This window comes from Azospira sp. APE16, assembly GCF_047901315.1.
GTDB classification, from domain to species: domain Bacteria; phylum Pseudomonadota; class Gammaproteobacteria; order Burkholderiales; family Rhodocyclaceae; genus Azospira; species Azospira oryzae.
The window spans coordinates 3,567,098-3,583,483 of sequence record NZ_CP179682.1; the positions used below are offsets into that span (position 1 = coordinate 3,567,098).

Genomic DNA, 16,386 nt, shown 5'->3' on the forward strand with positions numbered 1-16,386 from the left:
AATTCTCCTCACGTACAAACCGGACATTCCTGACGACAAAATCATACGTCATGCTCCGGTCTTTCCCCAAGCCGCCCATGCTCCCCATTACCACCGCCGATAGGCAGCACCAGATCGGTGATCTCACTCCTGGAACAGATACAGAAGAGACCATGTGGAAAATCGGGGCGTGACTGCCCCGTTTCGCCGCCTGACAGGCGGCTGCGTCTAATAGACGAGCACGAGGAGAAATGCTGAGAGGAGGACTAGGGGAGCGAGAAGGAGACGGCGACACTGCCAAAACGGGGTTTGCCCAGGCACGTCGTCACGTGGTGCAGCTCCCGCCTGCCGAGGACCGGCAGGCGGAGAAGAACGGGCTTACTTCCTGCGGAAGATCACATCCCACACGCCATGACCGAGACGGATGCCGCGCTGTTCGAACTTGGTCAGGGGGCGGTAGTCGGGGCGGGGGGCGAAGCCGCCGTGGCTGTTGTCCACGGTGTTTTCGAGAAGGGGTTCGGCGGAGAGGACTTCCAGCATCTGCACGGCGTATTCCTCCCAGTCGGTGGCGCAGTGCAGGTAGCCGCCGGGGGCCAGGCGGGAGGCGAGCAGGGCGATCAGGGGCGGCTGCACCAGGCGACGCTTGTGGTGGCGCTTCTTCGGCCAGGGGTCGGGGAAGTAGATGTGGGCGCCGGCCAGGGAGTTCTCGGGGATCATGTCCCGCAGCACTTCCACGGCATCGTGCTGGATGATGCGGATGTTGCCGAGGTTGCCTTCGGCCACCAGCTTGCACAGGCTGCCGACGCCGGGGGTGTGCACTTCCACTTCGATGAAGTTGGTGTCGGGGCGCACGGCGGCGATCTTGGCCGAGGTCTCGCCCATGCCGAAGCCGATCTCGAACACGGTGGGGGCCTCGCGGCCGAAGGTGGCGGCGAAGTCGAGAAGCTGGGGACGATGCTCGATGCCGATCTTCGGCATCATGTCGTCCAGATAGCGCAGCTGGGCGCTGGAGACCCGGCCCTGGCGCAGGACGAAGCTGCGGATGTGGCGCTGGGCCAGGGGATTGTCCTGGTCCGCGGCGGAGTCGGCCGGGAGGTCAGCGCCGTCGATGGCGTCACGTTGCGGGTCTTGCATGGTCATCCTTCAGTGGATCATTCAGCGTCAAATGCGTGGTTCAGGGCGTGGACCTTGCCCGGCAGGGCATCGGCCAGGCCGGGGCAGGCCTCGGCGGCGCCGTAGGCGAGACGGCGGCCGACACCGCGGCGCAGCTCGTCCTGCCAGGTCTTCATCAGGGCTTCGCCGTCGGCGGGCTGGTCCGGCTGCTTGGGGTCCGGCAGGCTGGCCATGTCGGCCACCAGGCGCTGCCGGGCCTCGGCTTCGCTGGCGGCGTTGGCCTGTTCCCAGGCGGCGAGGGCGGCGTCGAGCCGTTCCACGGCCTCGGGGGCGGTCTGCTGGCGGCACTGGCTCACCAGTTCCCGGGTTTCCGTGGCCCGGCGCAGGCGCTCCACATCGCCCTTGAGCAGCCATTGGGCTTCCAGGTCGTAGCGGGGCTTGGCCAGGGCTTCGGGCAAGGTGGCGCAGGCGGCCTTCAGTTCGGGACCATCGGTGGACAGGCCCAGGTCGCTCTTCAGCTGCAGGGCCTGGATCAGGTCCAGGCGCCGCACTTCCTCGGCCGGCGGCGTGAAGTAGTAGCGGGCCAGCTCGTATTCGGCCTGCTCGATGCGCACCCGGTTCCTGGCTTCCCAGGCGCCGTAGGCTTCCCGGGCCAGTTCGCCCTCTTCCGGCAGCAGGGAACAGGCCCGGGCCAGCAGGGAAATGCCGTGGGAAAGGCCGAACAGGGTTTGCTGGGCCAGGATGCGGGGATGGCCGAAGGCATAGCCCTGGCGCTCCGGGCGGAAGCGGGGCACCGCCGGGGCAGCCACGACGGGGGCGGCCGGAGTCGCCGGGGCGGCGGCCTCGGCAGCGGCCTTGGCTGTGTCTTCCGGCGCCGCTACGGGCGCCGTGGGAACGGCCGACGGCGCGCTGGCGGCCGGAGCCGGCAGCGGTGCCAGGGGCTGCTCCCTGAAGTCCGGCTCGCCCAGGGGCTGAGCCACGGCCTCCTCGCCGGCAGCGGCTTCCGGCAGGGCGGGCGGCGGCGCGGCGGCAGCCTCTTCCTCCGCCGGTGTCACCTTCTGCACCGGGCGTGGCGGGATCACCACGCCCCGGGGCGTGGTCCAGGGGTTGGCCGCATCCAGGCCGCCATCCTCGCTCGGGGTGAACACCCGCTGCAGCAGCTCCAGCAGGGAAGGCTGGTTGGGGTCCGGCGGCGGCATGAGAATGCTGCTGCCTTCCTCGGCCCGGGCGGCCGGCAGGGCCAGCAGCAGGGCCAGGGAGAGCGCCGCGAGGCGGGGACGGACGGTAGCGGCGGCCATGTTCAGTTCTTGCCGATGAGCCCAGTGGTGGGGGAGCTGGGGTCGGCGGAGTAGAGCTTGCGCGGCATGCGGCCGGCGAGGAAGGCCTCGCGCCCGGCCTGCACCGCCTTGTTCATGGCGCTGGCCATGAGCACCGGATTGCCGGCGTGGGCGATGGCGGTGTTCATCAGCACCCCGTCGCAGCCCAGCTCCATGGCGATGGCGGCGTCGGAGGCGGTGCCCACGCCGGCATCCACGATCACCGGCACCTTGGCGTTGTCGATGATGAGGCGCAGGTTCCAGGGATTGAGGATGCCCATGCCGGAGCCGATGAGGGAGGCCAGGGGCATCACCGCGGCACAGCCGATCTCTTCCAGCATCTTGGCCTGGATGGGGTCGTCGGCGCAGTACACCATGACCTGGAAGCCTTCCTTGACCAGCACTTCGGCGGCCTTGAGGGTTTCCGGCATGTTGGGGAACAGGGTGGTGGGATCGCCCAGCACTTCCAGCTTGACCAGGGCGTGGCCGTCCAGCAGCTCCCGGGCCAGACGCAGGGTACGCACGGCTTCGTCGGCGGTATAGCAGCCGGCGGTGTTGGGCAGGATGGTGAACTGGCTGGGGGGCAGGGCATCCAGCAGGTTGGGCTGGTTCGGGTCCTGGCCGATGTTGGTGCGGCGGATGGCCACGGTCACCATTTCGGCGCCGGAGGCATCGATGGCCTGGCGGGTCTCGGCGAAATCCTTGTACTTGCCGGTGCCGACGATGAGGCGGGAGCGGTAGGTCTTGCCAGCGATGGTCAGTTGTTCCATGGGCTCGGTTCCAGGCGGGAAGGGGTTGGGCGAAGGAGGACGGCGGGCAGCGCCGGCGGCGCGGCGGGCTTAGCCGCCGCCGACGGCGACGACGATCTCGATGCGGTCGCCGCCGGCCAGGGCGGTCTCGCCGTGCTGGCTGCGGGGCACAATGTCGCCGTTGCGCTCCACGGCGATGCGCTTGCCGGCCAGGCCCAGTTCCGCCACCAGGGCGGCCACGGTGAAGGCGGCGTCGCGATCGGGAAATTGGCGGGTTTCGCCGTTGATGTGCAGTTCCATAAGGGGGCGGATTTTACCATGGCCGGCGGCCGCCTCCGGCACCGCTATAATCGGTCCTGCCACCCCATTTGCCCGGACCTGCCCGCCATGAAAGCCCGTCGCCCCGCCCCGTTCCGCCGCTTGCCGGCCGCCCTCCTGGCCGCCCTATCCCTGATCGCCGGCCCGGCCCTGGCCCAGGTGAGGATCGGCGTCATCGCCTCCTCCACCGGCGTCACCGCCCAGGTGGGCATTCCCCAGAAGAACAGCGTGGCCCTGCTGCCGGCGGAAATCGGCGGGCAGAAGGTGGAATACATCGTCCTCGACGACGCCTCCGACCCCACCAATGCGGTCACCGCGGTGAAGAAGCTGATCGGCGAACACAAGGTGGATGCCCTGATCGGCCCCACCACCAGCCCCGCCGCCCTGGCCATGCTCGATTTCGTCGCCGAAGCGAAAACGCCCCTGGTCACCACCGTGGGTTCCTCGGCCATCGTCCAGCCCATGGACGAGAAGAAGAAGTGGGTGTTCAAGACCACCCAGAACGACGACCTCATCGCCGAGGCGGTGATTGCCCACATGCAGGCCAGCGGCGTCAGGAGCGTGGGTTTCATCGGCTTCAACGACCCCTACGGCGAGAACTGGCACAAGGTCTTTGCCGCCCTGGCGGAGAAGGCGGGCATCCGTCTGGTGGCCAGCGAGCGCTTCGTGCGCACCGACCAGTCGGTGATCGGCCAGGCCTTGAAACTCATCAGCGCCAAACCGGACGCCATTTTCATCGCCGCCACCGGCGGCCCCGCCGTGCTGCCCCAGGCCACCCTGCTGGAGAAGGGCTACAAGGGCCGGCTCTACCAGACCCACGGCGTCGCCACCAACGACTTCATCAAGCTGGGCGGCAAGGCCGTGGAAGGCACTCTGATGGCCGGCGGTCCCCTGCTGGTGGCAGATGGTCTCAAGGACGGCAACCCGATCAAGGCCGTGGCCCAGGGCTACATCCGGGCCTACGAGGGCCGCTACGGCGCCGGCACCATGTCCACCTTCGGCGCCAATACCTACGATGCGGGCCTGCTGCTGCAGAAGGCCATTCCCCTGGCCCTGAAGAAGGGCCATCCGGGCACGGCGGAGTTCCGCAGCGCCCTGCGCGACGCCCTGGAACAGTCGAAGGAAGTGGTGGGCGCCCAGGGCGTCTTCAACATGACCCCGGCCAACCATAACGGCATGGACCAGCGGGCCCGGCTGATGATGACGGTACAGAACGGCCGCTGGGTACCCCTGCACTAGAGACCTGGGGTATTCCCGGGGGGCCGGGGTAAATGGGCTTATATGTGACGAAAGTCATATATTGCCTGTGTAATCAGCGCTATAAACCCAGCATCGGGCCCAGTCGGGCATCAACCAGGGTGGAAGGGATAGTCAATGGCGAAAGTGAAGACGGGCGCGGCGTTCGGCGCCTCCTTTCGCCTGCTGGGAGCGGGCAGCTATGCCCTGCTGGCGGCAGTGCTGCTGGTGGGCAGCATCCTGGCCCTGCTCCTCGGCCAACTGGAGGTGGACCGCCGCACCAGCGAGGCCCGCACCCAGGCCACCGCCGAACTGGCCGCCGTGCGGGCCCGGCTGGAAGGCCAGATCATGGCCACCTTCAGCATCACTGAAGGCATCGTGCACCTGCTGCGCCACGACGGCAGCATCTCCCCCGAGCGCTTCGCCGGCATGGCCTCCCAGGCCATCGCCGCCGTACCCCACATCCGCAACATCGCCCTGGCACCGGATGACGTCATCCGCCAGGTCTATCCCCTGGCCGGCAACGAGCGGGCCCTGGGCTTCGCCTACAGCACCCGGCCGGAGCAGTTCGCCACGGTGCGCCGTGCCCGGGAACTGGGCGGCCCCCTCCTGGCCGGCCCGGTGGATCTGGTCCAGGGCGACCACGCCCTGATCCACCGGCGGCCGGTGTTCATCACCGACAAGGCCGGCGGCAGCCGCTACTGGGGCGTGGCCTCCATAGTGGCCGACGTGGACCGCCTGCTCAGCGTCGGCGGCATCGGCCGGGAAAGCCCCCTCAACCTGGCCCTACGCGGCAAAGACGGAGAAGGCGCCGACGGCGGCATGATCTGGGGCGACAGTGCGGTATTCGCCCAGCAACCAGTGCTGATGAACGTCAGCGTACCCGGCGGCACCTGGCAGCTGGCGGGCCTGCCCAAGGCGGGCTGGCCCAGCACCAATCTGCTGCACTCGCCCCTGTTCCTGGTGGCCCTGGCCAACACCCTGCTGCTGCTCTATTTCGTCGCCCAGCTGATGGGGCGCAACAGCTTCATCCGCGAGCGCAATGCGGAACTGTCCCGGGAAATCGCCGAGCGCAAGGAAATCCAGGCCTCCCTGGCCCAGAGCGAGGGGCGCTTCCGCACCCTCTTCGAGCATTCCCCCGACCCCACCTGGATCGTCCGCCAGGGCTGCTTCTCCGAGGCCAATGCGGCGGCCCTGGAGATGTTCGGCTTCAAGGATTTTTCCCAGTTCCGGGGCATTTCCCCCATCGACCTGTCGCCGGCCCGGCAGCCCGACGGCCAGACCTCGGCGGAGAAGGCCAAGGCCATGATGGAAATCGCCGTGGCCCGGGGCCTGCACCGCTTCGAATGGACCCACCAGCGCTGCGACGGCAGCCTGTTCCCGGCGGAAGTGACCCTCAGCGCCATGCAGCTCAACGAGTTGCCGGTGCTCCATGCCGTGGTGCGCGACATCTCCGAGCGCAAGCAGGCCGAGGCGGAACTGGAGCGGCAGCGCAGCCTGCTCGGCGCCATCGTGGACCATGCCCCCTCCCTGATCTACATGTTCGACACGGAGGGCCGCCTGCGCCTGGGCAACCGCCTCTTCGAGAAGGTCATCGGCCGCCCCCGCGCCGCCGTGGAAGGACAGCTGCGGGAGAGCTTCATCTCCCCCGCCCTGGCCGTGCAGCACCGGCACAACGACGAACTGGTGATGCAGTCCGGCCAACCCATGCGCTTCGAAGAGCAGGCCTTCGACGGCGGCGTGCAACGCACCTACCTCACCACCAAATGCCCCCTACCGGGGCCGGACGGCAGCCTGCGGGGCGTCCTCGGCATTTCCACCGATATCACGGAAATCAAGCAGACCACGGAACAGCTGCGCCTGGCCGGAGTGGTCATGGAGAACACCGCCGACGGGGTCATGATCACCGACGCCCGGGGCGTCATCCTCTCGGTGAACAAGGCCTTCACCGACATCACCGGCTACACCGCCGCCGAAGCCCTGGGCCAGCTGCCCAGCCTGCTGCGTTCGGACCGCCAGGAACCGGAGTTCTACCGCCTGATGTGGGAGACCCTGGCCAGCACAGGCATCTGGCGCGGCGAGATCTGGAACCGGCGCAAGAACGGCGCCCTCTTCCCCGAGTGGCTGACCATCAATGCCGTGCTCGACCAGGAGGGCAAGCCGGTCAATTACGTCGGCGTCTTCTCCGACATTTCCGCCATCAAGCATTCCCAGGACGAACTGGAGCGGCTGGCCCATTTCGACCCCCTCACCGGCCTGCCCAACCGCACCCTCTTCCACGACCGCCTGCAGCACGCCCTGGAGCGGGCCCAGCGCTACGGCCAGGAACTGGCGGTGCTGCTGCTGGACCTGGACGGCTTCAAGACGGTAAACGATAGCCTGGGCCACCCCATCGGCGACCTGCTGCTGCAGCAGGCGGCCCACCGCTTCAAGGAATGCGTGCGGGTCGAGGACACGGTGTCCCGCTTGGGGGGCGACGAGTTCGCCATCATCCTCAACAACCTGGCCCAGGGTACCGACGCCATCAGTGTGGTGAAGAAGCTGCTGCAGGCCCTGCAGGAACCCTTCGACCTGGACGGCACCGCCGCCCTGGTCACCACCAGCATCGGCATCGCCATCTCCCCCCTCGACGGCGACACGCCGGAAGCCCTGGTGCGCAATGCCGACACCGCCATGTACGGGGCCAAGGAAGGGGGCCGCAACAGCTACCGCTTCTACCAGGCCGACATGACCCGCCGCGCCCAGGAACGGCTGACCCAGGAACGCTCCCTGCGCCGGGCCCTGGAAGAGGGCGAGTTCGAAGTCTGGTACCAGCCCAAGCTGGAACTGGCCGACGGCAGCCTGTGCGGCGCCGAGGCCCTGCTGCGCTGGCGCGACCCGGCCCGGGGCCTGGTGTCGCCGGCCGAGTTCATCCCCCTGGCCGAACGCACCGGACTGATCGTGCCCATCGGCGACCTGGTGCTCGACCAGGTCTGCCGCCAGGCCCGCCAGTGGGCGGACCGGGGCCTGCTGGCCGGGCGCATCGCCGTCAATGTGGCAGCCCTGCAGATCGAGCGCAGCGACTATGCGGCGACCCTGCGCCAGGCCCTGGAAAAGCACGGTCTGCCGGCCACGGCCCTGGAGGTGGAAGTGACCGAAAGCCTGATCATGGAAAGCCCGAACCATGCCCGGCAGGTGCTGTGCGACATCCAGACCCTGGGGGTGACCACGGCGGTGGACGACTTCGGCACCGGCTATTCCTCCCTGGCCTATCTCAAGGTGCTGCCCATCAACCACCTGAAGATCGACCGGGCCTTCGTCGCCGACCTGCCCCACAACGCCAACGACGTGGCCATCGCCCGCGCCATCATCGCCCTCGGCCACTCCCTGGGATTCCACATCACCGCCGAAGGCATCGAGACCCAGGAGCAGCTGGAATTCCTGCGCGGCGCCGGCTGCGACCAGGGCCAGGGCTACCTGTTCGGCCGGCCCATGCCGGCGGCGGACTTCACCGCCTGGATGCAGCAACGCCGCGCCTGAAGGGGATCAGCGCACCAGGACGAAGCGCCCCTGCTGGATCTCGGTGAAAAAGGCCTGCCGCGTGGTGTCGCCAAAGGCGTCGAAACTGATCTGCTGCTGCAGACCCTGGTAGGGGCCGTACTTGAGCACCGCCGCCTTGACGCTGTCGCCCCGCTGGCGCCGGCTGAGGGCGGTGAACAGCACCGTCGCCGCATCGTAGGCCGCCACCGCGCTGTAGCCCGGCAGGCGCTGGAAGCGCTGGGCAAAGGCGTCGCGGAAGGCCACGTAGCGGGGGGATTCGTCATAGCGGTTGTAGTTCTGCAGGATCAGCAGCCCTTCCACCAGGGAGCCCCCCAGTTCGGTCAGCTGCTCCGACGCCGCCCATTCCGAGGCGGCAATGGGCAGCCGGGGCGCCTGCCGGCGCGACTGCTGGGCCAGGCGGGCCACATCGATGGCGCCGGCGATATAGAGCAGGCCGTCCGGGTCGTTCCTGAGCAGGCGCCGCACCACCTGGGCGAAATCCGTGTCGGGCTGGGAGTCGTAGGCCGCTTCGGCGACGATGGCGCCGCCGCCGCTAGTGAAGGCGCGGCGGAACTCCTCCAGCCAGGATTCGGAAAAGACCCGGTTGCGGGTGTCGTAGGCCACGGCGACGCGGCGCTGGCCCCGCTGGTAAAGCATGCGGGCGTAGTCGCCGGCATTGTCCCGGGTGCTGCGGTTGATGCGCACCAGGTTGTCGTCCTTGGCGTAAAAGGCCATGGCGCTGAGGGTCGGACTGATCAGCTGGGTGTCGCTGCGGGCCAGCACCGGCAAGGCCGCTGCCGCCATGGCCGAGGTGAAGGGGCCGATCACCGCCTCCACCCGCGCCTGGCCCAGCTCCGCCGCCGCCCGGGCAGCAGTGTCGGCCTTCTGGGCATCGTCCCGGGCAATCAGCTCGATGGGGCGGCCCTGGATGCCGCCCTCCCGGTTCCACTGCTCGACCGCCAGGATGACGCCGTTGCGCCCGGCATCCCCCACATCCGTGTTGCGGTCGGAAAGACCACCGAGAAAGCCGATGCGCACCGGCTCCGGCTCGCCGCAGGCGGCCAGCAGCAGGGTACCGAGGAGGATCAGGGCAGCCAGGGGCTTGCGCATGGGAAAGCTCCGCTTTGGTGGTTGGGACCATGCACTAATTCCACCCATGGTCGCCGAAAGATTCTGATAATACTAAGATAATAGACGGCAGATCATTCACCTAACCCCGGCAGCCGCCCGGCCGTCGCCCCGGTGCCCATCATGGCCTTGCACCTACACTTCCTTTCACACTTCCTTTCCCGTTGGCAGCGGGCCTGGCGCCGCTCCCTGCACATCCGCCTGGTGGTGCTGGGCTTGGTGCCCATGCTCGTCACCCTGCCGGTGGTCATGGCCGTGCTGGTGGTGGGCGGCCAGCGTTTCGACGAGCTGCTGGAAGCCAATGCCCACGCCCATCTGGTGAGCACCCGCAACTACCTGGAACAGATCCGCAACCGCTCCGGCCAGCAGGTGCTGCAGCAGGCCCTCTCCGAACGCCTGCCCCAGTTGCTCAAGGCCCACCGCGGCAACGACCCGACCCTGGGCAAGGTGCTCGACGTGTGGGCCGAATCGGCGGGCCTGGACTATCTCATCGTCGCCACCGAGGACGGCCAGATCATCGCCGCCAGCACCGACGCCGTGCCCGGCACCCGCCTGCCCCGCTCCTTCGTCGTGCGCCAGGTGCTGACCGGCCTGCCGGTGTCGGCCTACGAGCGCTTCGATGCGGAGCAGCTGGCCCGCCTCGGTTCCGCCTTCCCCGCCCGGGCCCGGGTGCAACTGGCCGGAGCGGCGGCGAACGAGGTGGAAACCCGGGGCCTGCTCATCAACGCCGCCGCCCACCTGCCCCTCAGCGGCGATTACGGAGATGCCATCCTCTTCGGCGGCATCCTGCTCAACAACAACCTGGCCCTGATCGACAACATCCGGGAGGTGGTTTTCCCGGTGGGCACCCTGCCGGGCGGCGACAGCGGCACCGCCACCCTGTTCCTCGACGACATCCGCGTCGCCACCAACGTGCAGCTGGCCAACGGCCAGCGGGCCCTGGGCACCCGGGCCAGTGCCGAGGTCAATCAGGCGGTGCTGGAAGAAGGCGGCACCTGGGTGCGGCGGGCCCGGGTGGTGGACAGCTGGCAGATCGCCGGCTACCAGGCCCTGCTCGACGGCGAGGGGCGGCGCATCGGCATGATCTACTCCGGCTTTCCGGAAACCTACTACCAGAACGAGAAGCACCTGCTCCTGGGCGGCATTTCGCTGGTGCTGGGCCTGAGCATGCTGCTGCTCACCTATGTCTTCCTGAAGAAATCCCGCCGCCTCACCGACCGCCTGCAGCGCATCCGCGACGCCATGACCGACTTCGGCCAGGGCCACACCCTGGCCCGGGTCGGGCGCATGGAGGAAGAGGATGAGATCGGCCAGCTGGCCGGCCATTTCGACGCCCTGCTCGATGCCCTGGATGCCAAGGAGAAGGCCCGGGCCCATACCGAATGGGTGCTGCGCAAACGCATGCAGGAACTGGCCTGCCTCTACGAAATATCCCGGGTCACGGAAGACCCGGCCCTGGGCCTGGGGGAAATCCTGGAACGGGTGGTGGGCCTCATTCCGCCGGGCTGGCGCTGGCCCCGGCAGACCTTCGCCTGCATCGAGTTCGGCGGTGTCCGTTACGCCACCCCGGGCCACCCGGCCGCAACCGGCGGCCACCGGGTCACCTTCCGCACCCCGGGAGGCGACCAGGGCACCCTGACGGTGCTGTGCCAGCCCGACGGCGAGCACGACACGGCCCTGCTGCCGGAGGAGCGGACCCTGCAGGAAAGCATCGCCCAGCGCCTCGGCGATGCCATCGGCCGCCTGCAGACCCGCAGCGCCCTGCGCGAGCGGGAGGACATTTTCAGCGCCATCGCCGCCCAGGCGCCGGAGAGCATCTGCCTGATCGACGCCGAGAGCGGCCGCTTCATCGAATTCAACGACATGACCTGCGCCAGCCTGGGCTACACCCGGGAGGAACTGGCCGGACTCTCCATCGCCGACCTGGAGGCGGAGATGGACCCGCAGCAGGTCCGCCAGGCCCTGGCCGCCGTCATCCGGGACGGCCAGCACAGCACGGAAACCCGCCTGCGGCGCAAGGACGGCCAGGTGCGGGACTTCTGGGTCAGCAACCGGCGGGTGGAGATGGACGGGCGCCTCGGCTGCGCCTCCGTCTGGCGCGACATCACCGAGCGCAAGGAGCAGGCCCGGGCCATGGCCAGCGAGGTTTCCATGCGCCGGGCCCTGTTCGAGCACAGCCGGGACGGCCTGGTGCTGCTCACCGAGGACGGCGCCGTGGCCGAAGCCAATCCGGCCATGGCGGCCATGCTCGGCTACACGCCGGAGGAAATGGAACGGCTCCACGTGTGGGACTGGGACGCGGCGATTCCCCGGGAACAGATCACCGCCATGCTGCGGGCCCTGAGCAAGGGCGGCGAGTTCTTCCAGACCGTGCACCGCCACAAGGACGGCCGCACCTTCAACGTCGAAGTGAGCGCCAGCCGTGTCGAGTGGGAAGGCCAGGCCTATGTGCTGTGCCTGCACCGGGACATCACCTTCCGCCTGCGCCTGGAGCAGGAACTGGAACAGCACCGCCACCACCTGGAGGAGCTGGTGCACGCCCGCACCATGGAGCTGGCCGAAGCCCGGGACGAGGCGGAGAGCGCCAGCCGGGCCAAGAGCGCCTTCCTGGCCAACATGAGCCACGAGATCCGCACCCCCATGAACGCCATCCTCGGCCTCTCCCACCTGCTGGGGCGGGAGGTGGGCGACGCCCGGGCCCGGGAGCGGGTGGACAAGATCCACGGTGCCGCCACCCATCTGCTCAACATCATCAACGACATCCTGGACCTGTCCAAGATCGAGGCCGAGAAGCTGCATCTGGACGTGCATGACTTCCCCCTGGCTCGCCTCTTCGACAATGCGGAAAACCTGCTGCGGCCCCAGCTGGAAGCCAAGGGCCTGCGCCTGGAGCGACACATCGACCCGGCCCTGCCCCCCATCCTGCGGGGCGACGCCATGCGCCTGCAGCAGATCCTGGTGAATTTCCTCAGCAATGCGGTGAAGTTCTCCGACCAGGGCCACATCACCCTGGGCGCCCGCCTGCTCAGCCGCAGCCAGAGCCAGGTGGAGCTGCGCCTGGAGGTGGCGGACCAGGGCATCGGCATCGCCCCGGAGCAGCAGGCCGCCCTGTTCCAGGCCTTCGAGCAGGCCGACAACTCCACCACCCGCAAGTACGGCGGCACGGGCCTGGGCCTGGCCATCAGCAAGCGCCTCATCCGGCTCATGGGCGGCGACATCGGGGTGGACAGCACGCCGGGCCAGGGCAGCGTCTTCTGGATCAGCCTGCGCCTGGAGGTGGCGGACACCGCGGCCGGCACCACCGCCGCAACTGCGGAGCAGGAACTGCCGGCCCGCCTGCGCGCCCGCCACGGCGGCTGCCGCATCCTCCTGGCGGAAGACAACGCCCTCAACCAGGAGGTGGCCCAGGACCTGCTGCACGATGCCGGCCTGGCCGTCAGCGTGGCCGAGGACGGGCACCAGGCGGTGAGTCTGGCCCAGTCCGGCGGCTTCGACCTGGTGCTGATGGATGTGAACATGCCCCACCTGGACGGCCTGCAGGCCACCCGGGCCATCCGGGAACTGCCCGGCTGCGCCGACCTGCCCATCCTGGCCATGACCGCCGGCGCCTTCGCCGAAGACCGGGCGCGTTGCCTGGAAGCCGGCATGAACGACTTTGTGGCCAAGCCGGTGGTCCCCGAGGTGCTCTACCAGGCCCTGCTGCGCTGGCTGCCGGCCCGCACCCCGACGGCGGAGCCGACGCCCGGCAACGGCGCCAACGGGGAGCAGGCCCAGCGGCTCAACCGGCTGCACACGCTGCTGGCCGGGGACGACATGCAGGCCAGCCTGCTCTGGCAGCAGTCCGCACACCTGCTGCTGCCCCTGCTCGGCGCCTGGGGCCCCCAGATCGACCAGGCCATCGAGTACTTCGATTTCGACCGGGCCCTGAGCCTGCTCGAGGCGGCCACCCGGGAGGCGGTCCAGCCGGCCGGCGCAGGCTAGGCGGCCCCGGCGCCAAAACATGTAAAGGAAGTTGTCGCAACGCCCCGAAACGGCCCGGATGATCTAAGATTCTGCCTTCGGCAACCGTTTCAGCAACCGTCTTTCCCGGCACCAGAACCCCATGCGTTTTTCTTTCCGCCCCCTTGTCTTACTCACCCTGAGCGGATTGCTGCTGGCGGGCTGCGCCTCCCGCCCCACGCCGGCCTACAAGCACGAGTCTTTCGACAGCAATTCCCCCTTCGAATACTGGAGTACCCGGGTTCCCGCCAACGCCTGCGAACTGGGGCGCCGGGCCCTGCTCAGCCAGGGCTACCAGGTGGAGGAGACCAAGCCCGAAAGCATCCGCGGCGAGAAGCTGTTCCAGCCCGAGGCCGATTACGGCATGCGCCTTTCCATCAGCCTGGTATGCCTGCCCAGCAACGTCGGCACCGTCATCTACGCCAACGCCCGCCAGACCCGCTTCGCCCTCAAGGCCGGCAGCAGCAGCGCCGGCCTCAGCGTCACCGGCATCGGCTCCATCTCCCTTCCCTGGGTGGCGGACAAGGATTCCCTGGTCAAGGTGGGCGAGGAAACCATCGCCGACCCGGACTTCTACAAGCGCCTCTTCGCCCTCATCGACAGCCTGGACGGCGGCAGCAACAACAACTGAACGCGCCGCGCCAAAAACAAAGGCCAGCCTCCCGGGCTGGCCTTTTTGCTTTGCGGCGGCGCCTCAGGCCAGCTGGGCCACGGGCTGCACCGGCTTTTCCCGGATCGGCAGGTTCACCAGGGCGGCGGCCGCCGCCAGGGCGATGTCGGCGTACCACATCCAGCCGTAGTCGCCGAAGCGGGTCAGGGTCAGGCCCCCCAGGTAGGCGCCGAGAAAGCCGCCGATCTGGTGCGAGAGCAGGGTCAGGCCGAACAGGGTGCCCAGGTAGCGCACGCCGAAAAGCTTGCCGACGATGGCCGCCGTCGGCGGCACCGTGGCCAGCCAGGTGAAGCCGAGGCCGGCGGCAAACAGGTAGTAGGTCCATTCCGTGCGCGGCATCATCAGGTACCAGATGATGAGCAGGGCGCGGGAGGCGTACATGGCCGCCAGAATGTACTTGCTGCGGTAGCGGGCCACACAGGAGCCGGCGTAGAGGCTGCCGAAGATGTTGGCCAGGCCGATGATGGCCAGGGACCAGCTGGCCACCGAGGGCGGCAGTCCGCACAGGTTCACCTCGCCGGGCAGGTGGGTGACGAGGAAGGCGATGTGGAAGCCGCAGGTGAAAAAGCCGGCATGAAGCAGCAGGTAGCTGCGGTCGCCCATGGCCTCCTTCACCGCCTGGCCAAGACCGCCGCCAGTGGCCGCTGTCGGGGCATGGGCCGGCGGAGCCCCCGCCAGACGGCCCACCAGGGGCAGGGCCGCCAGGGTGGCAATGGCCATGGCCCACAGGGCGCCCATCCAGCCGACGCTCTGGATCAGGCGCTGCAGGATGGGGGCGAAGACGAACTGGCCGAAGGAGCCGCCGGCGTTGATGACCCCGGAAGCGGCGCCCCGGGCCTCCACCGGCAGGCGCTGGGCGGCGGCGCCGATGAGCACGGAAAAGCTGCCGGCGCCGGCGCCCATGGCCGACAGCAGGCCGATGGAAAAAATCAGGCCCAGGCCCGAATCCATGAAGGGCGTCAGGGCAGTGCCGAGGCACAGCACCAGCAGGCCGCCGATGAGCACCGCCCGGGCGCCGTAGCGGTCGGCCACGGCCCCTGCCACGGGCTGGATGGCGCCCCAGGTGAACTGGCCCACGGCCATGGCCAGGCTGATGCTGGCGATGCCCAGGCCGGTGTGGGTATTGAGGGGCGCGACGAAGAGGCCGAGGGACTGCCGGGCACCCATGGTCACCATGAGAATGCCGGCCGCCGCCAGGGTGGTCACCAGCACTTCCGGCCGGCTCAGGGTACGAAACATGGCAATCCTTCCCGGCCCGTACGGACCAAATCAATCGGATTCCACTCTAGTCAGCAAATCGGCGACGAAACAGCCCATAATCCCCGCATCAACGTCAACGGATCATTGACACCATGGCCTGGCTTCCCAGTTGGCACAGTTTCCTCAAGGTCGTCGAAAGCGGCAGCATGGCCGCCGCCGCCCGGCAGCTGGACTGCACCCGGGCCCAGGTGAGCAAGCAGATCGGCGACCTGGAACGATCCCTCGGCCAGCGCCTGTTCGAGCGGGCCACCCGCCGCCTCAGCCTGACCCCCGCCGGCGAAGTCTTCCTCCAGCACGCCCGCCGCGCCCTGGAAGCGGTGGACAGCGCCGAACTGGCCCTGCGCCACCTGGGCGAAACGCCCCAGGGCGTGCTGCGCATCAGCGCCACCCTGGCCTTCGGCCGCCGCTACATCGCCCCCCTGCTGCCGTCCATGGTCGAGAAATACCCAGGCCTGGAATGTGAGCTGGTACTCACCGACCAGCTGGTGGACCTGGTGGCCGACCGCATCGACCTGGCCCTGCGCCTGACCAAGGCCCCGCCCGAAGACGCCGTGGCCCGCCTCCTGCTGCAACTGGAGCGCCACCTCTGCGCCGCCCCCGCCTATCTGGCCGCCCACGGCACGCCCCAGGCGCCCCAGGACCTGCCCCTGCACCGCTGCTTCAGCTACCTGTTCACCGACGACGGCCACTGGCGCCTGACCGACCGGGAAGGAGCCGAGATCCGGGTACCCATCCACAGCCCCCTGCACTACAACAATCTGGAATGCCTGGAAGACGCCATCCTCGCCGGCCAGGGCATCGGCATCCTGCCCGACTTCCTGTGCGCCCCGGCCCTGGCCGACGGCCGCCTGATCCGGGTGCTGCCCGACCACGAACCCCAGGTCCGCTTCGGCCGCCACCTCTACGCCTGCTACACCCCCAGCCGCATCCGCCTGCCCAAGGTCAAGGTCTTCCTGGCAGAACTGGAAGCGGCCCTGACGCCGGTACCGCCGTGGCGGCAGGGGCGGAAATGAAAAAGGCCAGTCGCGGAGGACTGGCCTTTTGAGTATCCGGTGGAGCGGGCGATGGGAACATCATCGTGTCCCTAACTCGTTGATTG

11 protein-coding genes are annotated in these 16,386 nt (G+C 68.7%); 5 read left to right on the top strand and 6 right to left on the bottom strand.

All coding sequences use genetic code 11. The annotated features are described in order from the left end of the window. Positions 1 to 357 precede the first annotated feature (357 nt). From trmB to thiS, 4 genes are all read right to left on the bottom strand, one after another. Positions 358 to 1,113 (bottom strand): tRNA (guanosine(46)-N7)-methyltransferase TrmB, encoded by a 756-nt coding sequence (trmB, locus tag ACLSSQ_RS16995; protein WP_232058795.1) that lies wholly within the window; start codon positions 1,111 to 1,113, stop codon positions 358 to 360. A gap of 17 nt (positions 1,114 to 1,130) precedes the next feature. Then, complete coding sequence (locus ACLSSQ_RS17000; protein ID WP_416243330.1) at positions 1,131 to 2,390, bottom strand: hypothetical protein; 1,260 nt, start codon at positions 2,388 to 2,390, stop codon at positions 1,131 to 1,133. 2 nt (positions 2,391 to 2,392) lie between these two features. Continuing rightward, positions 2,393 to 3,178: a thiazole synthase gene (locus tag ACLSSQ_RS17005; protein ID WP_014236119.1), complete on the bottom strand. Its 786-nt coding sequence runs from the start codon at positions 3,176 to 3,178 to the stop codon at positions 2,393 to 2,395. A gap of 69 nt (positions 3,179 to 3,247) precedes the next feature. Continuing rightward, a complete protein-coding gene (thiS, locus tag ACLSSQ_RS17010) occupies positions 3,248 to 3,457 on the bottom strand; it encodes a sulfur carrier protein ThiS (RefSeq protein WP_014236118.1) in 210 nt (69 codons plus the stop codon). 87 nt (positions 3,458 to 3,544) lie between these two features. On the opposite strand from thiS, the gene ACLSSQ_RS17015 reads away from it, so the two are divergent. Then, positions 3,545 to 4,714, top strand: coding sequence for an ABC transporter substrate-binding protein (locus tag ACLSSQ_RS17015; RefSeq protein ID WP_416243331.1), 1,170 nt, complete (start codon positions 3,545 to 3,547; stop codon positions 4,712 to 4,714). A 135-nt stretch (positions 4,715 to 4,849) separates the two neighbouring features. Continuing rightward, the gene (locus ACLSSQ_RS17020) at positions 4,850 to 8,230 is read left to right on the top strand and encodes an EAL domain-containing protein (RefSeq protein ID WP_416243332.1); all 3,381 of its coding nucleotides are present in this window, start codon (positions 4,850 to 4,852) and stop codon (positions 8,228 to 8,230) included. A gap of 6 nt (positions 8,231 to 8,236) precedes the next feature. Here the strand turns inward: ACLSSQ_RS17020 and ACLSSQ_RS17025 are convergent, their stop codons facing one another. Beyond that, positions 8,237 to 9,340: an ABC transporter substrate-binding protein gene (locus ACLSSQ_RS17025; RefSeq protein ID WP_416243333.1), complete on the bottom strand. Its 1,104-nt coding sequence runs from the start codon at positions 9,338 to 9,340 to the stop codon at positions 8,237 to 8,239. A gap of 141 nt (positions 9,341 to 9,481) precedes the next feature. Between ACLSSQ_RS17025 and ACLSSQ_RS17030 the strand changes: the two genes are divergently transcribed. Further along, the gene (locus tag ACLSSQ_RS17030) at positions 9,482 to 13,339 is read left to right on the top strand and encodes a PAS domain S-box protein (RefSeq protein ID WP_416243334.1); all 3,858 of its coding nucleotides are present in this window, start codon (positions 9,482 to 9,484) and stop codon (positions 13,337 to 13,339) included. A gap of 121 nt (positions 13,340 to 13,460) precedes the next feature. After that, the gene (locus ACLSSQ_RS17035; protein WP_014236113.1) at positions 13,461 to 13,988 is read left to right on the top strand and encodes a DUF2242 domain-containing protein; all 528 of its coding nucleotides are present in this window, start codon (positions 13,461 to 13,463) and stop codon (positions 13,986 to 13,988) included. A gap of 63 nt (positions 13,989 to 14,051) precedes the next feature. Here ACLSSQ_RS17035 and ACLSSQ_RS17040 read toward each other — a convergent pair whose 3' ends face one another. Further along, positions 14,052 to 15,266 (bottom strand): MFS transporter, encoded by a 1,215-nt coding sequence (locus ACLSSQ_RS17040; protein ID WP_416243335.1) that lies wholly within the window; start codon positions 15,264 to 15,266, stop codon positions 14,052 to 14,054. Between the two features lie 113 nt (positions 15,267 to 15,379). Here ACLSSQ_RS17040 and ACLSSQ_RS17045 point away from each other — a divergent pair, with 113 nt between their 5' ends. Beyond that, on the top strand, positions 15,380 to 16,300 hold the full coding sequence (locus ACLSSQ_RS17045; RefSeq protein WP_416243336.1) for a LysR family transcriptional regulator: 921 nt from the start codon (positions 15,380 to 15,382) through the stop codon (positions 16,298 to 16,300). Positions 16,301 to 16,386: the final 86 nt, after the last annotated feature.